This window comes from Planktotalea sp. (assembly GCF_965659345.1).
Classification (GTDB): Bacteria; Pseudomonadota; Alphaproteobacteria; order Rhodobacterales; family Rhodobacteraceae; genus Planktotalea.
In genome coordinates, this window is record NZ_CBFHVK010000006.1 from 83,149 (window position 1) to 104,549 (window position 21,401).

Sequence of the window (21,401 nt, forward strand, 5' to 3'; positions counted from 1 at the left end):
AGCCGACTCCCCCGGAGTTTATCTGGAAAAATGAAGCTTAGTTGCGTCGCAGCGCAGTAAAGATGGCGGACGCGGCCCAGCCAGAGAAAATCGCAATAGCAAGCGACAGCAAGCCGTACATCAGGGGCTGTTGGCGCGAAAGGGTGTAGAGCCAACGCTCTAGCCCGACTTTGCGCACATCGATGATTGTTTCATATTCTGACACGACTTCGCCTGAACGCGTTAGGTAAATGCGGGTTTGGTATTCACCCTCAGTCAGGTTTGCGGGCATCGCGATCGACGTTTTGAAAAGCGTTTCTTGAGAAAACTCAACATCCCCTTCAAGCAATTGAAAGAGCCTGTTGGCTTTGCGGACGCGTATCACGGCTTCGGTAAAGCTTTGTGAATCAGCGACGGTCATTGGCGCACCGACTGATCGGATCGCGCTTGGAATAGAAATTTTATAGCGTAAATCTTCGGTTGAGCTGAGCACTTGGTCAAACGGAGCACTGGTCGCGACAGCATAAAAGCTTGGTGCGGCATCAACTTCAACAGACTCTGTGTTGACCCAAATCCCAAAGCGTTTTTCTTTTCGTCGAACAGTTAGCGGTTCTGAAGGGCCTTGAATTGCGACAATAACTTGCAGTGGGTCGCCTTCAGGAATGGCTTCCTCACGTTTTACGGCACCGAAGATAAGGATCTCGGACCCATCAAAATTTGCAGTAATCGCGACTTCAGTTTGCGACATGCCAAGCACGACTTCTTCTGCTTTTACAGGAAGCGCGAGTGCTAAAAAGAGCGTAAGCAAGCGCAGCATCAGTGGCCACCTGCTGCGCCAAGGGAATACAGCTCTGATGGCATCACAAGAAGATCGAAGGCGAGCTTGCCACAAACGGCAAGAACCATAATTGCGAGCAAGATGCGCAGCTGCTCTGCTTTGAGTTTGGTTCCGATCCGGGTGCCTACTTGAGCGCCGAATACGCCACCAACAAGCAAGAGTACTGCAAGCACCATATCAACGGTGAAGTTCGTAGTCGCATGCAGAAGGGTCGTAAAAGCGGTCACAAAAATGATCTGGAAAAGTGATGTGCCAACAACAACCTTGGTTGGCATGCCAAGCAGATAGATCATCGCCGGAACCATAATGAAGCCACCACCAACGCCCATTATCGCCGCCAAGACACCAACCGCGACGCCAACGATTAACGGGGGAATGACCGAAATATACAGCCCAGAAGTGCGAAAGCGCATCTTGAACGGAAGCGCGTGGATCCAGCCGCGTTGCTTGCGCTTTGGCGCTTTGCTGGGCTTTTTGGATTTGCGAATGGCGTTCAGGCTTTCGACGAACATCAAAGCGCCGATGATACCAAGGAAAAGAACGTAGCAGAGTTTGACGAGTAGGTCGACTTGTCCGAGGCTTTTCAGATAGTTAAAAACGAAGACACCCAAAGCTGCGCCCACAAGGCCGCCAATGAGCAAAACGGTTCCCATCCTGAAATCAACGGATTTCCGTTTTACATGGGCAAGCACGCCAGAAAATGAAGATGCAACAATTTGGTTGGCTTCTGTCGCAACAGCAACCGCAGGCGGAATGCCGATAAAGAACAGCAAAGGCGTCATCAAAAAGCCGCCACCAACGCCAAACATTCCCGATAAGATACCCACAATTCCGCCGAGACCCAAAAGGAGAAACGCGTTTACCGAAACTTCGGCTATGGGCAGGTATATTTGCATGAGGCTCCTTAAACCCATGGATCAGCGCTTGGCAAGTGGCTCAACGGCTCACTAGCGTTAGGACTGATAATTTTTACAGAACTGGACCTATCAACGTTCTTTCACATAAGGCTCACCACCGGCGCGTGGTGGAACCGCTTTTCCAACAAAACCAGCGAGGATTACGACTGTCAGGATGTAGGGAAGCGCGTCCATGACTTGCACAGGGACCGTAAACGCGCCGAGATCAATATTCTGATAGCGCAGCGCGATCGCCTGCAAAAACCCGAAGAGCAGGCAGGCACTTAGCGCATACCAAGGGCGCCATTTGGCGAAGATCAAAGCTGCCAGCGCGATAAAGCCGCGACCGGCGGTCATATCTTTAACGAAACCCGCTTGTAGGCCTGTCGCTAGATAAGCGCCTGCAATGCCACAAAGTACACCGCAAATGGCAACCGCAGCAAAGCGCAGTCCGACAACCGAAACGCCAGCGGTATCAACGGCTGCAGGGTTCTCACCCACAGCGCGCAGGCGTAGGCCAAAACGTGTGCGGTAGAGTATCCACCACGTTGCAGGCACAGCAGCAAGCGCGACATAGACAAGGATGGAGTGGCCCGAAATCAGCTCCCCATAGATCGGTCCAATGAAGGGCACTTCGCTGAGCGCTTCGGCAAAGGGGAGCTCGATTGGATTAAACCGTCCCTCACTCATCAAAGAGGGGGTACGCCCGCCCTGTTTGAACCAGCTTTGCGCAATAAGCACGGTCATGCCGGCGGCAAGGAAATTGATTGCGACGCCAGAAATAAGCTGGTTGCCACGAAATGTAATGGAGGCAAGACCATGAATGCCGGATAAGAATAGCGAAGCAGTAATACCAGCCAGTAAACCCAACCAGACAGAGCCTGTCATCGCAGCGATTGCCGCTGAAAAGAAGGCAGCCGCGAGCATTTTACCCTCAAGTCCGATGTCAAAGATGCCAGCGCGTTCAGAAAACAGACCCGCAAGACAAGCGAGAAGCAATGGCGTGGCAAGGCGCACAGTGCTGTCGAGCACTTGGATAATTGTCATAAAATCCATCATGCGTCTCCCTTGCGCAAAGCGAGGAATAGTTTCTCAAGCGGCATACGCACCATGTTGTCGAGCGCACCTGTGAACAGGATCACAAGCGCTTGGATTACGACGATCAACTCGCGTGGAATGGTGGTCCAGAGGGCCAACTCTGCGCCGCCTTGGTATAAAAAGCCAAACAAGATTGCAGCGAGGAAGACCCCAAATGGATGTGAGCGGCCCATAAGCGCCACGGCGATACCGATGAAACCCGCGCCTTCTGTCGAGTTCATGATCAAACGCTCGCCTTCGCCCATCACGTTGTTGATTGCCATCATACCGGCCAAACCACCAGAGATCAGCATGGCAACAACTGTGATTTTGACCGGGCTGATCCCCGCGTATTTTGCACCTGATTCAGAGTGCCCAAAGGCGCGAATTTCATAACCCAAACGCGTGCGCCAGATTAGGAAATAGACAGCGATACAGGCGAGTATTGCGACAATCAGTGAGACATTTGCGGGTGCGGCCTTGGAAAACGCGATCCCGAATGGCGATAACATATCGTGCAAGGTAGGTAGATGCGTTGCCTCAGGGAACTTGGCGGTTGCGGGATCCATAGATCCTTTCGGACGCATCACATTGACCAATAAATAGTTAAGTAGAGCTGCTGCAATGAAGTTGAACATGATCGTTGTAATAACGATATGACTGCCGCGTTTTGCTTGAAGGTAGGCTGGTAAAAACGCCCATGCAGCACCGAATGCAGCGGCGGATAGTGTCGCAAAGATAAGCGCCAGCGACCAGTGCGGCCAAGGTATGTAAAGACAGACAATGGCAACGCCAAGCCCGCCCAACATCGCTTGCCCTTCACCACCAATATTGAACATGCGGGCATGAAACGCGACGGCAACGGCAAGGCCTGTGAACATAAAGTTTGTCGCGTAATAAAGCGTGTAGCCCCAGCCATATGTGCTGCCAAGGGAACCCTGAACCATCAGTTTAACCGCAGCGACAGGGTCTTCACCGATGCCGATAATCACAAGCGCTGAAAGGATCGCAGCAAGCAAAAGCGAAATAATCGGAACGAGGACCGCGTCGGCCCATGCTGGCATCTTTTCCATTATGCAGCTTCCTCTTCAACGACGCCGGCCATCATCAGGCCCAGTTCTTTTTCATCTGTCTTCGCAGGGTCACGGAAGCCCATAAGCTGACCGTCGAACATCACCGCAATGCGATCTGAGAGCGCGAAGATCTCATCAAGTTCAACAGAGACGAGCAAAATGGCTTTGCCCTGATCGCGCAACGCAACGATCTGTTGGTGGATAAATTCAATCGCACCGATGTCGACGCCGCGTGTTGGCTGGCCGATCAGCAATAGATCAGGGTTTCGCTCGATCTCACGCGCAAGGACGATCTTTTGCTGATTGCCACCAGAGAAATTTTTAGCTGTCAGCTTTGGATTAGGTGGGCGCACATCAAAGCGCTGCATTTTCTCTTCCGTATCCAAACGGATCGCGGCGTTGTTCATCAAGATGCCGGATTGATACGCAGGGTCGTGATGATAGCCGAAGGCTGTGTTTTCCCAAGCCATGTAATCCATGATCAGCCCTTCGCGTTGACGGTCCTCCGGCACATGGGCAATGCCGCGCGCGCGCCGCGATTGGCCATCTGAGGATTTGCCCGTGAGATCAATTTCCTGACCATTCACGCGAATAAAGCCAGTCCCAGAGGTGATGCCGCCCAGCACTTCAAGCAGTTCGGATTGGCCGTTGCCAGCAACGCCTGCAATGCCAAGAATTTCGCCCGCTTTCACGTCCAGCGAAATACCTTTCAGCCGCTCAACACCTTTTTCATCCACAACGCGCAAGTTCTCGACCTCCAAAACCGTCTCTTTTGGCGTCGCTGGAACTTTATCCACTTGCAACAAGACCTTACGTCCGACCATCAACTCCGCCAAACCAGCAGGCGAGGTCTCGGATGTTTTGACTGTTGCAGTCATTTCACCACGGCGCATGACACTCACAGTGTCGGTCGTGTCCATAATTTCACGTAGTTTATGGGTGATTAGGATGATGGTTTTTCCCTCTTCACGGAGGCGATTGAGGATACGGAATAACTGATCCGCCTCGGCAGGGGTCAACACGCCTGTCGGTTCATCCAAGATCAGGATATCCGCTTGGCGATAGAGCGCTTTGAGGATTTCGACACGCTGTTGATGGCCTACGCTTAGATTTTCAACAATTGCATCGGGGTCAACATCCAAACCGTACTCCGCTGCCAAATCTGTCAAAGACTGGCGCGCTTTGGCCAAGGATGGACGCAGCATCGCGCCGTCTTCCGCGCCAAGAATAATGTTCTCAAGTACTGTGAAGTTTTCAACCAGCTTGAAGTGTTGAAACACCATCCCAATACCTGCTGCAATTGCCGCTTGGCTGTCTGGGATCAGTGTCTTTTTGCCACCAATAAAGATTTCACCTTTGTCCGCTTTATAAAAACCATACAAAATAGACATAAGTGTCGATTTGCCCGCGCCATTTTCGCCAATTATTCCGTGAATAGTGCCGGGCATGACGCGGATCGAGATATCTTTGTTGGCCTGAACCGGACCAAAGGCTTTGGAGATACCTTTGAGTTCAATCGCAGGGGAAACGTTGGTGGCAGCCGTCATCACTCAGGCACTCCGGTTCCAACAAAACCGACCATGCGCGTGATCTTGTCACCTTCGATATCTGCGAAGTACTGCCCATGTTGTACCATTTCTTTGCCATCTGGCCCCATGCCGCCGAAAGCGACAGTTGCGCGGTGGCTCGATCCGGTTGAGCTTAAGTTCGTAACTTTGGCCGTCCAGCCGGGTGCACCTGCGCTAAACATATTGACGTAACCTGCAATCGCCTCTGGGCCCTGAAGCGGTTCTGGCGCGCGGGGGTCAGCATAAGTGCCGTTCTTAGAAAATGCCGCGGCAATCGCTTCAGCGCGGGGCGCGTCATCTGCCATGCCCCAAGCGTCGAAAAATGTTGTTATGCTCTCACTCATCGGATCCGTCCCAATCTCTTACAAATCAAAAAGGCCGCGCCACTTTTGTGCGCGGCCTTTCTCGTCTTGTGTGTGCGTTAAGCTTAGAAGCTTAGCGCTGGGCAGCTGTCGTCGGACATGTAGTCGTGGACCATCAGCTCACCCGAAGAAATCTTCGCAGCGGCGTCATCAACCATCGCCTGCATTTCAGCAGTCACGAGCGATGCGTTGTTGTCATCCATCGCGTAGCCGATACCGCCATTTGCGATGCCCATTACGTTGAAACCTGTTTCCATCTCTGGGCCGTCTTTCATCGCCTGATATACAGCGTTGTCTACGCGCTTCATCATGGATGTGAGGACTTTGCCCGGGTGCAGATAGTTTTGGTTGCTATCCACGCCGATGGACAAGATGCCCTCGTCAGCCGCTGTTTGAAGAACACCAACGCCCGTGCCGCCAGCCGCTGCATAAACAACGTCCGCGCCTTGGCTGATCTGTGCCTTCGTCAGCTCAGAACCTTTTACTGGGTCATTCCATGCCGCAGGTGTCGTGCCTGTCATGTTCGCCACAACTGTCGCGTCCGCGTTCGCCGCCTTCACGCCTTGCGCGTAGCCGCATGCAAACTTGCGGATCAATGGAATGTCCATGCCGCCGATGAAGCCAACGGTGTCGGACTTCGACGCCATCGCAGCCATCATGCCTACTAGGTAAGAGCCCTCATGCTCGTTGAAGACAACAGAGCGGACGTTTGGCTGATCGACAACCATGTCGATGATCGCGAATTTTGTGTCAGGGTAGTCTGGTGCAACTTCAGACAACACGTTGCCGAATGCGAAACCTGTCATTACGATAGGGTTTGCACCCGCTTCTGCGAAACGGCGCAGCGCTTGCTCACGCTGTGCTTCGGACTGAAGTTCGATCTCGCGGAATGTGCCGCCTGTCTCTTCCGCCCAACGTTGTGCGCCTGTGAAGGCAGACTCGTTAAAGGATTTGTCGAACTTGCCGCCAAGGTCGAAGATCATTGCAGGCTCAGCAACGAGTGCTCCGGCAGAAAGTGCCAGAGCAGCTGTGCCACCCAAAATTTTGTGCATTACAGACATTGAAGTCTCCCAGTTGTTTTTGTGTGAGGGTGTTGGGTCTAAGATAGGTCAAACCACACCGTGCGCGAAACTTCGCGCGCTCATAGCGGGATTAGGGCTTACAGGGCGGACGGGGTCAACCGATTCTTACTGTTATTGGTTGGCGTTTAAGGTCAGAAGACCTTGACTTAGCGTCAGTGTAAGAAGGGCAACGCCCCGGTTATTCAGATACTTTTTGACATTAGAAAAGCATCGACGCGCTGCCCGTTTTTTAGGCGGTAGTACTTTGCGCGCGTCCCATCACGTCGCCAGCCAGCGCTTGTATATAAGCCAATGGCTGGGACGTTGAGGACAGATACCTCCAGCAACAGGCGCGCGCATTTGGCTTTGTGTGCCATATCTTCGAACGCGGCCAGCACTTCTTTGCCAAATCCTTGGCGTTGATATGCAGGGTCTGTTGCGATTTGAAGCAATTCAGCCTCATCAAGCGTGACACGGCCCATAGCAAACGCATTTGGGCGCGCAGCTAGAATTGCGCCATCTTGTGCGAGCAGTTCTTTGAAACTTTGCTCATTCCAAGGTGAATCACTCGCCCTAGCGTGCAACTCTGCGAGGTCTAGCGGGGTCATGGGATGATCTGTGGCGGCGCGTCGCGCGCGGGGGCGGCATCTGCCGACTTGATATAGAGCGGTGCAGGGCGCGCATGTGTCTCGTGGATCTGCTTTGCTGCGAGCCTTGCAATTGTAGGTGCTGGGTTGAACCCCTCGGGTTCGAAACTCAACTTTTCGCCCAACGCGTTAGCATCCTGAGCTAACAGCAATCGCTGCTCCCCCTTGGCATCTTTGACATACACCTTGTCTTGCGGTGCATGCACGCTGGGGATGCCAGAGCGGGTCAGCCCGCTTTCAATAACCTCAAAACGGTTGATGCCAATCGCAGGAACGCCCAGTCCAAAAGCAAGTCCGCGCGCCGCGCTCACGGCGACCCGGATACCTGTGAAATTGCCAGGGCCGACGCCAACACCAATCGCGTCCAGATCGCGCCACGTGATACGCTGGGAGTCCAATATTTCCTCAAGCAAAACCATCAATCGTTCAGCTTGTCCGCGCAACATGACTTCGCGAGTTTCTGCAACTATCTCGCCGTCCCTAAAAAGCGCAGCCGCAACATGCGCAGCGCTTGTGTCAAAGCCTAGAACGATCATGCGGGGCACTGCTTAAACAGCGACGGGGCGCACTTCGGTAACTTCGGGGATGTAATGGCGCAAAAGGTTTTCGATGCCCATTTTCAAAGTCAAAGTGGAGGAAGGACAGCCTGCGCACGCGCCTTGCATGTGCAAATACACGATGCCGCGTTCAAAACCGTGGAAGGTGATGTCGCCACCATCTTGTGCAACTGCTGGGCGAACACGGCTATCAAGAAGTTCCTTGATTTGCCCAACAATTTCACCGTCTTCGCCTGTGTGCTCTGCGTGGCCAGAATTTGGCTGTGCGCCATCGCCTGCCATTACGGCTGCGCCGGATTGGAAGTGCTCCATGATCGCGCCAAGCAACGCTGGCTTAATGTGATCCCATTCGACACTATCTGCTTTGGTGACAGTGACAAAGTCTGTGCCAAAGAACACGCCGCTTACACCTTCAACACCGAAAATGCGTGCTGCAAGCGGAGATACATCAGCGCCAACAACACTTGGGAAATCGGCTGTGCCCATTTCAAGAACCGTTTGACCGGGCAGAAATTTCAACGTGGCTGGGTTAGGCGTGGATTCTGTCTGAATGAACATGGGCGTCTCTCCGTCGATCTTCGCTAGATATGTGACGCACGGGGCGCAATATCAATACTTAGAAGTATTCTAAACTAGCGTTTGAGCTGGAGCAAGTCCCAACGATTGCCGAAAGGGTCCTGAAACACGGCAACGCTGCCATAAGGTTCATGACGTGGGGCCTCTTCAAAATGGACGCCAGCTGAAAGCATACGCGCGTGATCGGCTACAAAGTCATCGGTATGTAGGAAAAAACCAACCCTGCCACCAGTTTGATGACCAATAGCAGCGCTTTGCTCCGGCCCGTCAGCTTGCGCAAGCAACAAGCGTGTTTGTGCACCTTTCGGAGCGATAAGCACCCAGCGTTTCGTCGTGGACAGTTGGGTGTCCTCAATAAGTTCAAATCCGAGTTTTCCAACATAAAACGCAATACCCGCATCATAGTCAGGCACCACCAAGGCCACCGCTGAAATATGTTGGCTCATGCTTTAAGTAATCGCTTCAAGCCGTTCTTTGCTCAAATCGCCCGGTACAATTGTGATTGGAATATCAAGAGTGCCTGAGTTTTTAGTCAGTTGCGTCACCAAAGGGCCGGGGCCTTTTTTGTCGGGGCTCGCACCAAGTACCAAAACTCCGACTTCACCATCATCACGACATTGGGCAAGGATCTGTTCGACTGGATCGCCTTCACGAATGACCAGCTCAGGATCGACCCCTTGCTTGTCGCGCATCCACTTTGCAAACACTTCGAAATGCGCGTGAATACGCTCTCGCGCTTCTTCGCGCATAATATCGCCGACGCCAATCCAGTGGTTGAATTCATCTGGTGGAATAACAGACAAGATCTCCACGCCGCCGCCCGTATGCGCCGCGCGCATCGCTGCAAAGCGCATTGCGTTCAAGCATTCGCGGCTATCATCGAGGACTACCAAAAATTTCCGCATGTCGTTGCTCCCTGCAAGCAGAGTTTTACCATGCCGCAAGCATTCCAGCGGTGCAACGGGTTTCGCGTCTCAGTCTGAGCGATGTGTGTCGCTAAAAATAACTTCAGAGAAAAATAAAAACCTCAGAGACTGGGGAGCCTCTGAGGTAGAACTTTTGAAACAATTTGCTCTAAAATCCCCGTCGTTGGGAAAACATGGGGCTTATGAGGGCAGGTTACCTTAGGTTTGTTTCAGCTTTATGACGCTTAACCAATAATGGCACCGTCCGTGCGCGAAATTGCGAAAACGCCAGAACGCGCCAGCGCATCACCGCCATGTGGGAAATTGCTGCCCGACTTTTCACCAGGGTGCTGGATGCCAACAAACATGGTGCGGCGATCAGGGGCCCAGCACATGCCAGTCACTTCGCACTCCTTGGGACCAACAAGAAAGCGGCGAATTTCACCCGTCACAGTGTCACCAACCAACATCTGGTTGTTGCCCATGCCCGCAAAACCGTCTGCGTCACTGTAGTTACCATCGGTCTGGATCCAGAGCAGACCATTGCTGTCAAAGACCAATCCATCGGGTGAGTTGAACATATTACCGGCATTGATGTTGTCAGAGCCGCCATAGACGTCATCGTGGACCTCTGGATTGCCTGCCAGCGCATAGAGATCCCACATAAAGCCGTTTGCTGTGTGATCTGCTGCATCAGGGACCCAACGTGCAATCTGACCATAGTGGTTTTCCACGCGTGGGTTTACCGCGTTCGCAGAAGTATCATCCCCGCCCGCATTCGGTTTTACGCCGCGGTTCTTGTTGTTGGTCAAAGCGACATAAGCCTCCGCTTTTGCAGGGTTGGCCGCAACCCATTCTGGGCGATCCATCGTTGTCGCGCCGACTTTGGACGCTGCCATGCGCGTGTGGATGCAGATCTCTGCTTGGCTCATCCCTGTGGTGTCCGGTGTCAATTCCAGCCATTCGCCTGTCATGTCCTCATTAAACTTGGCCACGTAAAGTGTACCATCGTCGAGCAACCCTTCGGTGCTGCCCGTTGGTGTGTAGATACCGTTGGACACGAAGCGATAAAGATACTCGCCGCGCTCATCGTCGCCCATGTAAACCACGACACGGCCATTTGCGGCGATTACGACTTCGGCGTTTTCATGTTTGAAACGGCCAAGGGCAGTACGCTTTTTTGGCGTCGATGTTGGATCAAATGGATCAATCTCAACGACATAGCCTGCGCGGTTTGGCTCGTTCGGGTTCTTGGAGACATCAAAGCGCTCATCAACCTGTGCCCAGCCATAACCCCAATCGTTGGAGGAAACGCCATAGCGCTTCAACTCTGTGCTGACGCTGTGCGCTTCGTCCGCGGCAGAGAAGTAACCGTTGAAATTCTCTTCGCACGCCAGATACGTGCCCCAAGGCGTTTCGCCATTGCCACAGTTGTTCCACGTGCCAAGCGTTTTGGTGCCTGTCGGGTCTGCTGCCGTCTTCATCAATTCGTGACCAGCGGCAGGACCGGTGAGCTCCATTTCAGTGCGCGGTGTGATGCGGCGGTTGAGGTCGCTGTCTTTCATGATCGTCCAGCCGTCACCCTTTGGCGCGACTTGGAACACTGATACACCATGCGCCATCATGCCTTTTTCGATGTCATCGCTGTTTGCAGGTTTTGCATCCGGGCGATTGCCCCAAAGCAGTTTGCGGTTGGTGTATTCATTGTTCACGACCATGACGGTTTTGCCATGTTGGTTGAATACGGACATGCCATCGTTGTTGTCGCCAAATGCACGCGCTTGCGTTGCAGCTGTGCCGCGCGTTGCTTCATCAAACTCAGGAACGTCTGACCAAAGCGGATCTCCCCAAAGCGCAACAGGCTTCCACTCAAAACCATCGGGGACTGTGATCGTATCAAGCGTATTCGCGGAGACCTGTTCAAATCCGAAGCGGTCCACACTGGCGCTGGCAGGTGTGCTAAGGGCCGTGGTGCCAAGCACAAACGTACCTGCACCAAAAGCCATAACGCCGCCAAGAAAACCACGACGGCTGAGCGCGGTCTCGACAACACCGTCGAAATCAGTTGTTTCTGGGGCAGGGTTGATGTGTTCGTCGTATTCGTCGAATGAAATCTCGTCACGGGCCATCTGGCTCTCCTATCGGTAAGTTGTCGATAGGAGCGCGGTACGCCTGTTAAGTTTCAACAATATGATGGTTAAGCAAAGCTTTTGTAACAAAGAGAGTTTCGTTTAGACGCTTATAGTGGCGTCGACGCGGCCCAATCCCAATACATTTCGCGTGCGCGTTTGGTCATCGGGCCGACCTGATATTGGCGATCTTCAAATGCCGTAACAGGTGTAATCTTGCTCATATTTCCGGTGATAAAGACTTCATCTGCCGCCTCAAAATCCGCAAAAGTCAGAACTTTTTCATGAACTTTGACGCCATCTTGCGTAAAGTTCTCAATATGGCGTGCGCGGGTGATGCCGGACAAGAACGTGCCGTTGGCAATCGGTGTAAATACTTCGCCGTCGCGCACCATAAAGACATTCGCTGTCGCTGTTTCAGCCACATTACCCATCACATCAGCGACCAAAGCATTGCCAAACCCTTTGCTGCGCGCTTCGGTGAGCATGCGCGCGTTGTTGGGGTACAAGCAGCCCGCTTTGGCATTGACAACATTGTCTTCTTGGACGGGTCGGCGGAACCGCGTGGTACACAATGTCGTGGATGCGCTAGCCGGTGCCATCGGGATTGCCTCCAGAGAAATCGCGAAACCGGTCTCATTGGCGCGCGGCACGATGCCTAGGTCATCCCCATGAAGCGCCCAGTACATCGGGCGAATATAGACCGCATCTTCCGGCGAATACGCGCGCAAGCCATCGCGCACCATTTCAAGCATGTCTGCGGTAGAAACCGTCGGCGTGATCATCAACGCATTGGCAGAATCGTTAACCCGCGCAAGGTGCTTTTCAAGATCAGGCGCGCGTCCATTTACAAAGCGCGCGCCATCAAACACAGTGGTTCCCAGCCAAGAGCCATGGTCCGCCGCACGCATGACTCTCACGTCCTCATCATGCCACACGCCTTCATAAAAAGTCCGGATCTGAGTACCAGTCGCCATGGTCTTCCTCTCTCTAAAAATATCCCCGCCGGAGGCAAATCGCTCTGCCCCTTAAGGCAGAGCTTACAAAGAGCGCCCTTGGGCGCACAATAAGGTCAAGAGCGGATCATGCCCACGATGTCATAGGTCTTCTCAAGGATGGGGTTTGCAATCGCGCGCGCGCGCGCAGCCCCTTCTCCCAAGGTACGATCAATCTCTGCCGGATCATTCATCAAACGCGCCATTTCGGTGCTGATCGGGGACAATTTCTCAACCGCAAGATCAACCAACATCGGTTTGAATTCGGAAAACTGTTTCCCGCCAACATCGCGCAGCACTGCATCCACTTCCAGATCAGACAACGCAGCAAAAATGTTTACGAGATTGCGTGCTTCTGGACGCTCTTTGAGACCCTCTGCTTCAGACGGCAATGCATCTGGATCAGTCTTCGCCTTGCGGATCTTTTTGGAAATTGTTTCGGCATCATCCGTCATATTGATGCGTGACGCATCAGAAGGATCAGACTTTGACATCTTTTTGGATCCATCGCGCAGCGACATCACACGGGTCGCGGCACCCTCAATCACAGGCTCGGTCATTGGAAAGAAATCCACACCGAAGTCGTGATTGAACTTTGCTGCAACATCGCGTGTGAGCTCCAAATGCTGCTTTTGATCCTCGCCCACTGGCACATGCGTGGAGTGATAAATCAAAATGTCAGCCGCCATAAGCGCTGGATAACCAAAGAGGCCAAGCGACGCATTCTCTGCGTTCTTACCTGCTTTGTCCTTGAACTGCGTCATGCGCTTCATCCAACCCATGCGCGCGATGCAACTAAAGAGCCAGCCAAGCTCTGCGTGCGCGCTCACTTGCGATTGATTGAACAGGATGGATTTGCTCGGGTCCAGACCCGCAGCAATATAGCCAGCGGCCAATTCGCGGGTGTTGTGGCGCAGATCGGCGGGGTCTTGCCAGACGGTGATGGCATGCAGGTCGACCATGCAATACAGCGTCTCGATGCCGCTTTCTTGCATATCAACAAAGCGCTTGATCGCGCCAAGATAGTTGCCAAGGGTCAGGCCGCCTGAAGGCTGTATGCCTGAAAAGACACGGGGTGTGTGGACCACCTCTGTCATAAAAATCTCCATCTGGAATTAAAGGTCTGGCTGGCTTACCTAGGAGGGGCAGTATCGTCAAGTTGAGCAGGCCAAGGCTAATGAACGAAGATCACGACCAAGAGCCGGAGATTATCTCTCCGGTGAATCCGTTGCCACCCGTTGTGGTGGCGCTCTTTCTCATGATTATCGGCATCGAAGCGATCTTCTCGCTTGCGTCGCGCGGGTTGATTGGCGGGGCAGGTGGCATTGGTTGGCGTTTAGAGGCGCTTCAGACCTATGCATTCTCGGGTCCTATTTTCGATTGGATGTGGAATAACGGTGAATGGCCAACTGAGCATTTGATCCGTTTTGTCAGCTACATGTTTGTGCATGGCAGTTTTATGCATGCGCTTTTTGTCTGTGTGATGCTCTTGGCTCTTGGCAAGATGGTGGGAGAAGTTTTCACAGGGTTTGCAACGCTTGCGGTGTTCATTGTGTCCGGCATTGTCGGTGCGCTTGCCTATGCGGTTCTGCTTGATGATCAAGCGCCTCTCATTGGTGGTTTCCCGGGTGTTTATGGGCTCATTGGCGCGTTTACATATTTGCTTTGGCTAAGGCTTGGGCAGATGGGCGCGCAACAAGTGCAGGCTTTCACGCTTATCGGCTTTTTGATGGGTATCCAGCTGATCTTTGGACTGCTTTTTGGCGTGCAGAATGATTGGCTCGCGGATGTCGTAGGCTTTGTAACGGGCTTCGCGCTTTCGTTTCTCGTCAGTCCAGGCGGCTTTGCGCGTTTGCGCGAAAAGATGCACCGCGATTAACGTCCTCTGCGCATGGTGCCTTTGAGCTCAGATAGACGGATCGCACCGATGAAATGCGCGATTACGAAATAGCTGCCGATCCCGATCGTGACGAGAACAGCGAGCGCGAGATAGCGCCATCCTGCCATGCCAAGGAATGTCGACATCGATGCGCTCATGCTCCAAAGGATAAAGCCCATGGCACCCGATGCTAGGCAAATACGCCAAATACGGTGTCTGAGTTGTGCATCAAAACGCGCGACATCCCCCATCGGGCGCGTACCAAGTGCGAGGCAAAGCACCATGACCCAGCCCGCAAAAGTTGTCGCAATCGCAGGGGCTATCCAGCCGATGTAGGGCGCGAGGCCAAAGGCAAGGACTGCATTCACAAACATCGCAACAATAGCAAATCGGAACGGGGATTTCGTGTCTTCGCGCGCATAGAACAAGGGCTGTAGCGTTTTTTGTAAAACAAAGGCTGGGAGGCCAAGACCATAGATTGCAACCGCTACCGCGATTGCGGCGCTGTCGTCCGTCGTCATAGCACCGCGTTCAAACAGCACACGCACGAGAGGAAGTGAAATGACCATAAGCGCGACAGAGGCAGGAATGGTAAGGGCAAGCGAGATTTCAGTTGCGCGCGAAAACGCATCCTTCGCACCAGCCTCATCACCAGATTGCAAACGACGTGAAAGGTCTGGCAAAAGCACGATACCAACCGCAATGCCAACAACACCAAGCGGAAGCTGATAAAGTCGATCAGCCGCGAAAAGCCAGCCGACGGCGCGATCAAAGTAGCTCGCGACTTGTTGCCCGACGAGCAAATTAATCTGCATCACACCACCCGCCATTGCAGCAGGGATCGCGATCTTAGTAAGGTGTTTCATGTCGGGTGTGAAACGTGGGCGCTGTAGCTTCAAAGTGATGCCTGCACGTTTCGCAGCGACCCAGACCAGCACCAACTGTGCAAAGCCTGCGAAGGGGATCATCCAGATCAAAGCATAGGCGACATCCAAGCCTGATAGCGCGGCGGCTATAATGGCTGAGACCAACAAAACGTTAAGCAAAACAGGCGCGGCAGCGGCTGCGGCGAAGCGCCCCGATGCATTCAGAACGCCGGACGCAAGTGCTGCAAGCGAGATGAACAAAATATAGGGAAACGCGATACGGCCGAAAATCACAGACAAATCGAAGGTTTCAGTACCTGAAAAGCCGCTTGCCAAGGCATAGACCAGCCAAGGCATGAAGATTTGAGCGATGACTGTGAGGCCGATCAGAACAGTCGCGAGGCCTGAGAACGCTTCATTGGCAAAAGCGTTAGGTTGGTCATCCGCTTCCAAACGCTTGGAAAACATCGGTACAAACGCAAGATTGAACGCACCTTCTGCAAAGAAGCGGCGAAACATGTTGGGCAGGCGGAAAGCAACAACAAACGCTTGATAGGCGGGACCTGTGCCAAGGTAGGACAGGATTAACGCATCGCGCAGAAATCCCAGAACGCGGCTGAGTAGTGTCCAAACCCCGACTGTAAAAACGCCGGAAATTATCTTTGACGTGCTCATGCGTTCTTGGCCCGCTCGGCGCCTTGTGAAATCGCTTCGCGCAGCTTGCGTTCAAGCGTGCGTTGTTTGCTTACGGCGTGAAATTTCAGACCGAACATATCCTTGACGTAGAACGTATCGACGACCTGCTCGCCGTATGTCGCAATGACCGCCGACGAAATATAGACATTCATGTTTGCCAAACAGCGGGTCAGATCATGCAACAAGCCGGGTCGGTCGCGCGTATCGACTTCAATGATTGTGTAGATCTCTGAACCCTCGTTATCAAAGATGATGTGGGTCGGAACCCTGAAGGCACGCTCGCGCTTTTTGATCTTGTCACGATCCAAAATTGCATCTTGTGCCACGACTTCGCCGCTTAACGTCTTCTCGATCATCTTCTTGAGGCGTGGAATACGGGCTTTTTCATAAGGACCATCATCGCCGTCTTGGATCCAGAACACAGCGGTCGCGTATCCGTCGTTAGACGTAAAGGTCCTCGCATCCACGACATTTGCCCCAACAAGCGCAAGAGCACCTGACAGGCGAGAGAAAATACCTGGATGATCCTCTAGCGCAAAGCACACGCGGGTCGCGTCGCGATCCTCATCAGGGTGAATATCGATGCCGATCTTACCCGCTTCGATGTCACGCAACAGACGTGCAAAGATGATGTGTGCCGTAACGTGAAGACCTTGCCAATAGGGCGGATAATGGCGCGTAGTCTCGACCTTGAGATCTTTCTTTGGCCAATCGTTAAGTGCCGCGCGAAGCGCGCGCTTTGCATCAGCGCCGCGTTGTTCGCGGTTTAGGTCTTCTAGGCCATTTTCCAGAGCATGGCGCGTCTGACGATAGAGCGCACGAATCAAAACTGCTTTCCAGTTGTTCCACGTGTCGGGCCCAACACCACGAATATCACAGACCGTCAGAACTGTAAGCAGGTCGAGCCTTTTGACGTCCTTCACAGCTTTTGCAAAACCGCGCACCGTTCGTGGATCTGCGATGTCGCGCTTTTGGGCCATGTCCGACATCAAAAGATGATTGCGCACGAGCCATTCCACGGTTTCAGTATCTGCCTTGTTTAATCCAAGGCGTGGTGCGGCTTTGCGCGCGATTTGCGCACCTAGGATTGAGTGGTCTTCTTGGCGACCTTTGCCGATATCGTGCAAAAGCATGGCGACGTAGAGAACTTTGCGATTGATGTCCCGCGTCAGAATTTCGGTTGACACAGGCAGCTCTTCTTCGAGCGCACCAGTTTCAATTTCAAACAAGTTGCGAATGCACTGAATCGTATGCTCATCCACGGTGTAGTGGTGATACATGTTGAACTGCATCATTGCGACGATGACTTCAAATTCAGGAATGAACGCGCCTAAAACACCCAGCTCGTTCATGCGTCGCAATGCACGTTCTGGATTGCCATGCTTGAGCATCAGATCCAGAAAAATGCGACGTGCTTCTGGATCGTTGCGCATTGCGTCGTCGATCAAATGAAGGTTCGCTTTGATTAAGAGCATCGCATCTGGGTGGATCAACATGCCTGTTCGCAACGCTTCCTCAAAAAGGCGTAGGATGTTGAGCTTGTTGTTCAAAAACGTATCAGGATCAGCAATCGCAAGACGTCCGTGAATGACGATATAGCCTTCTTTCATCTTGGGCCGACGACGGAAAATGCGTTCCAACAAAGGTTCACTTTTGGCGTGTGTGGCTTCGAGTTTTGTCAAAAAGATACGGGTCAGATCGCCAACAGCCGTTGCATGGCGAAAGAAGTCTTGCATAAAGATCTCAACATCACGCCGCCCACGCGCGTCTTGGTATCCTAATTTTGTGGCCACTTCGACCTGCAAATCGAAGGTAAGTTGCTCCATCGGGCGGCGCGCTATGAGGTGCAAATGTCCGCGTACGGCCCAAAGAAAGTTCTCCGCTGCCTCAAAGGTTGCTAAATCCTCGTCTGTAAAGACCCCGACAGGGACCAAATCAGCGACGTCTTGTACGCCATGCACATACTTCGCGATCCAAAACAATGATTGCAAATCGCGCAGGCCGCCTTTGCCCTCTTTGACATTTGGCTCCACCACATAACGCTGGCCACCTTGCTTGTTGTGGCGTTGCTCGCGCTCTTCCAACTTTGCTTCGATGAATTCGCGCGATGAGCCAGAGAAAAGGTCCTCCCACAAGCGCGTTTCGAGTTGTTCTGCCAAAGGTCCATCGCCGATCAAATAACGGTGCTCAAGCATCGCTGTGCGGATGGTGTAGTCTTCGCGACCAAGGCGAACGCAGTCAGGGATTGTCCGGCTGGCGTGACCGACTTTCAATCGCAAATCCCAAAGGACATAGAGCATTGATTCAATCACGCTTTCTGCCCAAGGCGTGATTTTGTAGGGCGTGATGAACAACAAATCGACATCTGATTGCGGCGCCATCTCGCCGCGACCATAGCCGCCGACAGCAATTACGGCGATACGTTCTTGCTCTGTAGGGTTAGGCAGGGGATGCAAAACTTGCGTCGAGACTTCAAAGGCAATTTTGACCAAGCAATCGGTAAGATACGTGTATGAGCGCGTCATCCGCCGCGCTAAAAAGGGCTCAGCCGCAAAACGATTTGCGATGGTTTTCATCCCGGCATCCCGAGCCGCGTTTAAGTGCGTGACCACAGCTTTTCGCGTGTCCAATGCAGACGCACTCTCTGCAATGTCTTGGTTGATCTCAGCCACAATAGTGGTTTGATCAAAAATTTCGTGCGCCGGACAAATCAGATCATCCGGCGCTGGGAGTATTATTTTCACGTTACGCTCAGAATCCTGGACCCGCGAATTTGACTGGCGCTGGGTCAATGATCACCACCTGTTTGTCTCGCACCATTGCAACTGAAAGGGCGCGCTCGTTTGTTCCATTCGGGCGCATACGGAAGGCGCCGCCAACACCTTGAAATCCTGCCCCTTGCGTCAGGGCACCTGCGGTCAAAGCTTTACGATTGCCCGCTTCGACCAATGCGCCGATGGCCGCTATACCGTCATATGCAAGCCCTGCGAGCTGATGCGGCGCAGTCCCATAAGCTTGGGTGTAGCGTGCTTCAAAGTTCTGGATTTGCGCTTGGTCAGGCATTGTGAACCAGCCATTTTGCAACCCTGGCAATTCGCGCGTTTGTGCTGGGACGTCCCAGCGGCCTAAACCTGTATATTGAACACTGCTTGGGCTGACACCCGCTTCTGGCAGCATTTGCGCAAGCAAGGGCAAAGCACCCGCTGAATTAGAGGTCAGCATCAAGGTATCCGCACCTGTGCTGGACATTGCTGCTTTGATCTGTGGAACAACAGCGACGACACCGGGCTGGCTAAATTCAAACCCGTTTACGGACGCAACTTCCATGCCATGACGTACTGCCGCCTGCTGCACTGCATTACGACCGAATTGCCCTTCGATGTTGTTGGGGTGCGCGATAACAACTTTGGATTTGCCCTGACGTTTCGCAAATTCCATTATGCGATTCGCCGAGTTCTCAAAGGTTGGCCCGAGGACAAAGACGTTGCCACCCGCGATGGATGTGTTGTTGGAGAAGCTCAAGATATTAACGTTTGCTTCCGCAACTGCGACGCCTGCAGCATTTGCAGCATCAGCGAACAACGGCCCCAAAATGATCTGTGCGCCATCTGCCACAGCTTTTTGAGCTTGCGCTGCCGCTTGTTCTGTTGAACCCGCCGTATCGTAAACACGCAAATCAATCTTCACGCTCGTCAGATCCGCAATCGCCAAGCGCGCCGCGTCCTCAAGTGACTTTCCAACGGGCGCGGCGCCGCTGCTGGATTTTGGAACCAAAAGCGCAACAGGGACAGGAGCGGACGTATCAATCGTTGGACCTGCACCGCCCCCTGTTATTGCGCCACCCACTTGTGCAAGTGGTTGACAGGCCGCCAATGCCAGTGCACCGGACAAAATAACACCGCGCTTCAGCGCCTTGCGGGCAGTGCCCAAAAAAGCAAACATAGTTAAGTAACCCCCTGTCGTACGGTCGCTCATCTGCGCCGCACCTTCGGCGGGCATAATAAACGTCACGAAAGGCGGGTCCAGAGGTGAATGCAAAGACAGTCAATTTGGCCGCAGGCTTATACTTCGTTGCAACGCCAATTGGGACGGCGCGCGACATCACTTTGCGCGCACTTGATGTCCTCGCATCGGCCGATGTTTTGGCGGCTGAAGATACGCGCACCTTGCGTCGCCTGATGGACATACATGGTATCGCATTGGGGGATCGCCCGTTGTTGTCTTATCACGATCACAACGGTGCGCGCGCGCGGCCTAAACTCATGCAATACTTGGCTGAGGGCCGCTCTGTTGCCTATGCGAGCGAGGCAGGTACCCCGCTTATTGCGGACCCAGGATATGATCTATCCAAGCAAGCGTCTGAAGAAGGGTATCTTGTTACCTCAGCCCCGGGACCGACTGCAATTGCGACGGCTTTGACGTTGGCCGGATTGCCGACTGACAAATTTTTGTTTGCAGGGTTTCTGCCAAACTCAAAATCTGCGCGGATTTCCGCGATTGAAGCTCTTCGAGAAGTCCCTGCGACGTTGGTTTTTTACGAATCGCCTAAACGGGTCGCGGCGATGCTCTTGGATTGTGAGCGTGTTTTAGGGGATCGCGCAGCAGCTGTGTGCCGCGAATTGACCAAGAAATTTGAAGAAGTCAGACGTGGCTCATTGAGCGAGTTGGCCCAGTCTCTGAAGGAAAAGCCAGTAAAAGGCGAAATTGTCGTGATTGTTGATCGCGCGGGTCAATCAACTGTTAATGCTTCTGATCTAGAAGCTGATTTGCGGGATGCGCTGACACGTATGTCGGTGCGCGATGCTTCTGATGTGGTGGCAGGCGCGCATGGCTTGCCGCGCAGAAAAGTTTATCAGATGGCGCTCGGGTTGGATCGCGAAAATGAACAAGACACTGACGGGTAAATTGGCACATCTTGCAGGTGCAAATGCTGAATTACAGGTTGCTGCAGATTATACGCGACGCGGGCATAGTCTTGTAGCGCAACGCTGGCGCAGCAAAGCAGGTGAAATAGATCTCATCTTCAACGACGGCGACGAAGTCATTTTTGTCGAAGTTAAAAAAGCGCGCAATTTTTCAGATGCTGCGCGACGCATTTCAGCGCGTCAGCAACAGCGTATATGTCTCGCTGCAGAAGAATACCTAGGCACACAACCAAGGGGGGCCCTGACACCAATGCGTGTTGATGCTGCGTTTGTGAATGGCTTTGGTGAAGTGCATATTTTAGAAAACGCGATTGGGGATTTCTGACGACTTGCCATTGCACCGACTGATGCGCTGCTCCATGTAGATGGGGA

General features: G+C 53.1%; 21 protein-coding genes. 3 read left to right on the forward strand and 18 right to left on the reverse strand.

What is annotated here, in order from left to right:
* Window positions 1–37: 37 nt before the first annotated feature.
* From ACTG3Z_RS06190 to trpS, 15 genes are all read right to left on the reverse strand, one after another.
* The gene (locus tag ACTG3Z_RS06190) at window positions 38–796 is read right to left on the reverse strand and encodes a TIGR02186 family protein (protein ID WP_439141950.1); all 759 of its coding nucleotides are present in this window, start codon (window positions 794–796) and stop codon (window positions 38–40) included.
* Window positions 796–1,713, reverse strand: a complete 918-nt coding sequence (locus ACTG3Z_RS06195) for a sulfite exporter TauE/SafE family protein (protein ID WP_439141951.1) — start codon at window positions 1,711–1,713, stop codon at window positions 796–798. The genes ACTG3Z_RS06190 and ACTG3Z_RS06195 overlap by 1 nt, the downstream gene beginning before the upstream one ends.
* A gap of 90 nt (window positions 1,714–1,803) precedes the next feature.
* Entirely contained in the window at window positions 1,804–2,769 is a 966-nt protein-coding gene (locus ACTG3Z_RS06200; protein WP_439141953.1) for an ABC transporter permease, read from the reverse strand.
* Window positions 2,769–3,863: an ABC transporter permease gene (locus tag ACTG3Z_RS06205; RefSeq protein ID WP_439141955.1), complete on the reverse strand. Its 1,095-nt coding sequence runs from the start codon at window positions 3,861–3,863 to the stop codon at window positions 2,769–2,771. The genes ACTG3Z_RS06200 and ACTG3Z_RS06205 overlap by 1 nt, the downstream gene beginning before the upstream one ends.
* Window positions 3,863–5,410, reverse strand: a complete 1,548-nt coding sequence (locus tag ACTG3Z_RS06210; protein WP_439141956.1) for an ABC transporter ATP-binding protein — start codon at window positions 5,408–5,410, stop codon at window positions 3,863–3,865. The genes ACTG3Z_RS06205 and ACTG3Z_RS06210 overlap by 1 nt, the downstream gene beginning before the upstream one ends.
* Window positions 5,410–5,775 (reverse strand): nuclear transport factor 2 family protein, encoded by a 366-nt coding sequence (locus tag ACTG3Z_RS06215; protein ID WP_439141957.1) that lies wholly within the window; start codon window positions 5,773–5,775, stop codon window positions 5,410–5,412. Before ACTG3Z_RS06215 ends, ACTG3Z_RS06210 begins: the two co-directional genes overlap by 1 nt.
* A gap of 83 nt (window positions 5,776–5,858) precedes the next feature.
* Complete coding sequence (locus tag ACTG3Z_RS06220) at window positions 5,859–6,854, reverse strand: BMP family lipoprotein (protein WP_439141958.1); 996 nt, start codon at window positions 6,852–6,854, stop codon at window positions 5,859–5,861.
* A gap of 203 nt (window positions 6,855–7,057) precedes the next feature.
* Window positions 7,058–7,462 (reverse strand): GNAT family N-acetyltransferase, encoded by a 405-nt coding sequence (locus ACTG3Z_RS06225; protein ID WP_439141959.1) that lies wholly within the window; start codon window positions 7,460–7,462, stop codon window positions 7,058–7,060.
* Window positions 7,459–8,037 carry a tRNA (adenosine(37)-N6)-threonylcarbamoyltransferase complex dimerization subunit type 1 TsaB gene (tsaB, locus tag ACTG3Z_RS06230; RefSeq protein ID WP_439141961.1) on the reverse strand — a complete coding sequence of 193 codons (579 nt, stop codon included), beginning with the start codon at window positions 8,035–8,037 and terminating at the stop codon, window positions 7,459–7,461. The genes ACTG3Z_RS06225 and tsaB overlap by 4 nt, the downstream gene beginning before the upstream one ends.
* A gap of 12 nt (window positions 8,038–8,049) precedes the next feature.
* Window positions 8,050–8,616 (reverse strand): NifU family protein, encoded by a 567-nt coding sequence (locus tag ACTG3Z_RS06235; protein WP_439141963.1) that lies wholly within the window; start codon window positions 8,614–8,616, stop codon window positions 8,050–8,052.
* Window positions 8,617–8,690: 74 nt separating this feature from the next.
* On the reverse strand, window positions 8,691–9,080 hold the full coding sequence (locus tag ACTG3Z_RS06240) for a VOC family protein (RefSeq protein WP_439141964.1): 390 nt from the start codon (window positions 9,078–9,080) through the stop codon (window positions 8,691–8,693).
* Window positions 9,081–9,083: 3 nt separating this feature from the next.
* Window positions 9,084–9,539: a universal stress protein gene (locus ACTG3Z_RS06245; RefSeq protein ID WP_375264273.1), complete on the reverse strand. Its 456-nt coding sequence runs from the start codon at window positions 9,537–9,539 to the stop codon at window positions 9,084–9,086.
* Between the two features lie 245 nt (window positions 9,540–9,784).
* On the reverse strand, window positions 9,785–11,668 hold the full coding sequence (locus ACTG3Z_RS06250) for a PhoX family protein (RefSeq protein WP_439141965.1): 1,884 nt from the start codon (window positions 11,666–11,668) through the stop codon (window positions 9,785–9,787).
* 110 nt (window positions 11,669–11,778) lie between these two features.
* Window positions 11,779–12,645 (reverse strand): branched-chain amino acid aminotransferase, encoded by an 867-nt coding sequence (locus tag ACTG3Z_RS06255; RefSeq protein WP_439141967.1) that lies wholly within the window; start codon window positions 12,643–12,645, stop codon window positions 11,779–11,781.
* Window positions 12,646–12,740: 95 nt separating this feature from the next.
* Window positions 12,741–13,760, reverse strand: coding sequence for a tryptophan--tRNA ligase (gene trpS / locus ACTG3Z_RS06260; protein WP_439141968.1), 1,020 nt, complete (start codon window positions 13,758–13,760; stop codon window positions 12,741–12,743).
* 80 nt (window positions 13,761–13,840) lie between these two features.
* On the opposite strand from trpS, the gene ACTG3Z_RS06265 reads away from it, so the two are divergent.
* Window positions 13,841–14,542: a rhomboid family intramembrane serine protease gene (locus ACTG3Z_RS06265; RefSeq protein ID WP_439141969.1), complete on the forward strand. Its 702-nt coding sequence runs from the start codon at window positions 13,841–13,843 to the stop codon at window positions 14,540–14,542.
* Here the strand turns inward: ACTG3Z_RS06265 and murJ are convergent.
* Genes murJ through ACTG3Z_RS06280 form a run of 3 tightly spaced genes read right to left on the reverse strand, consistent with a single transcriptional unit; the run spans window position 14,539 to window position 20,046 of the window.
* Window positions 14,539–16,083, reverse strand: a complete 1,545-nt coding sequence (murJ, locus tag ACTG3Z_RS06270; RefSeq protein ID WP_439141971.1) for a murein biosynthesis integral membrane protein MurJ — start codon at window positions 16,081–16,083, stop codon at window positions 14,539–14,541. The two genes, ACTG3Z_RS06265 and murJ, sit on opposite strands and share 4 nt — an antisense overlap.
* On the reverse strand, window positions 16,080–18,848 hold the full coding sequence (locus tag ACTG3Z_RS06275) for a [protein-PII] uridylyltransferase (RefSeq protein ID WP_439141972.1): 2,769 nt from the start codon (window positions 18,846–18,848) through the stop codon (window positions 16,080–16,082). The genes murJ and ACTG3Z_RS06275 overlap by 4 nt, the downstream gene beginning before the upstream one ends.
* Before the next feature lie 7 nt (window positions 18,849–18,855).
* Window positions 18,856–20,046 (reverse strand): penicillin-binding protein activator, encoded by a 1,191-nt coding sequence (locus tag ACTG3Z_RS06280; protein WP_439142109.1) that lies wholly within the window; start codon window positions 20,044–20,046, stop codon window positions 18,856–18,858.
* Between the two features lie 86 nt (window positions 20,047–20,132).
* Between ACTG3Z_RS06280 and rsmI the strand changes: the two genes are divergently transcribed.
* Window positions 20,133–21,008, forward strand: a complete 876-nt coding sequence (gene rsmI / locus ACTG3Z_RS06285; protein WP_439141974.1) for a 16S rRNA (cytidine(1402)-2'-O)-methyltransferase — start codon at window positions 20,133–20,135, stop codon at window positions 21,006–21,008.
* On the forward strand, window positions 20,986–21,354 hold the full coding sequence (locus ACTG3Z_RS06290; protein WP_439141976.1) for a YraN family protein: 369 nt from the start codon (window positions 20,986–20,988) through the stop codon (window positions 21,352–21,354). The genes rsmI and ACTG3Z_RS06290 overlap by 23 nt, the downstream gene beginning before the upstream one ends.
* Window positions 21,355–21,401 lie beyond the last annotated feature (47 nt).

Coding starts and splice junctions, on each gene's coding strand:
- ACTG3Z_RS06190 (WP_439141950.1), bottom strand. CDS start 796: ATGCTGCGCTTGCTTACGCTCTTTTTAGCACTCGCGCTTCCTGTAAAA.
- ACTG3Z_RS06195 (WP_439141951.1), bottom strand. CDS start 1,713: ATGCAAATATACCTGCCCATAGCCGAAGTTTCGGTAAACGCGTTTCTC.
- ACTG3Z_RS06200 (WP_439141953.1), bottom strand. CDS start 2,769: ATGGATTTTATGACAATTATCCAAGTGCTCGACAGCACTGTGCGCCTT.
- ACTG3Z_RS06205 (WP_439141955.1), bottom strand. CDS start 3,863: ATGGAAAAGATGCCAGCATGGGCCGACGCGGTCCTCGTTCCGATTATT.
- ACTG3Z_RS06210 (WP_439141956.1), bottom strand. CDS start 5,410: ATGACGGCTGCCACCAACGTTTCCCCTGCGATTGAACTCAAAGGTATC.
- ACTG3Z_RS06215 (WP_439141957.1), bottom strand. CDS start 5,775: ATGAGTGAGAGCATAACAACATTTTTCGACGCTTGGGGCATGGCAGAT.
- ACTG3Z_RS06220 (WP_439141958.1), bottom strand. CDS start 6,854: ATGTCTGTAATGCACAAAATTTTGGGTGGCACAGCTGCTCTGGCACTT.
- ACTG3Z_RS06225 (WP_439141959.1), bottom strand. CDS start 7,462: ATGACCCCGCTAGACCTCGCAGAGTTGCACGCTAGGGCGAGTGATTCA.
- tsaB (WP_439141961.1), bottom strand. CDS start 8,037: ATGATCGTTCTAGGCTTTGACACAAGCGCTGCGCATGTTGCGGCTGCG.
- ACTG3Z_RS06235 (WP_439141963.1), bottom strand. CDS start 8,616: ATGTTCATTCAGACAGAATCCACGCCTAACCCAGCCACGTTGAAATTT.
- ACTG3Z_RS06240 (WP_439141964.1), bottom strand. CDS start 9,080: ATGAGCCAACATATTTCAGCGGTGGCCTTGGTGGTGCCTGACTATGAT.
- ACTG3Z_RS06245 (WP_375264273.1), bottom strand. CDS start 9,539: ATGCGGAAATTTTTGGTAGTCCTCGATGATAGCCGCGAATGCTTGAAC.
- ACTG3Z_RS06250 (WP_439141965.1), bottom strand. CDS start 11,668: ATGGCCCGTGACGAGATTTCATTCGACGAATACGACGAACACATCAAC.
- ACTG3Z_RS06255 (WP_439141967.1), bottom strand. CDS start 12,645: ATGGCGACTGGTACTCAGATCCGGACTTTTTATGAAGGCGTGTGGCAT.
- trpS (WP_439141968.1), bottom strand. CDS start 13,760: ATGACAGAGGTGGTCCACACACCCCGTGTCTTTTCAGGCATACAGCCT.
- ACTG3Z_RS06265 (WP_439141969.1), top strand. CDS start 13,841: ATGAACGAAGATCACGACCAAGAGCCGGAGATTATCTCTCCGGTGAAT.
- murJ (WP_439141971.1), bottom strand. CDS start 16,083: ATGAGCACGTCAAAGATAATTTCCGGCGTTTTTACAGTCGGGGTTTGG.
- ACTG3Z_RS06280 (WP_439142109.1), bottom strand. CDS start 20,046: ATGTTTGCTTTTTTGGGCACTGCCCGCAAGGCGCTGAAGCGCGGTGTT.
- ACTG3Z_RS06290 (WP_439141976.1), top strand. CDS start 20,986: ATGAACAAGACACTGACGGGTAAATTGGCACATCTTGCAGGTGCAAAT.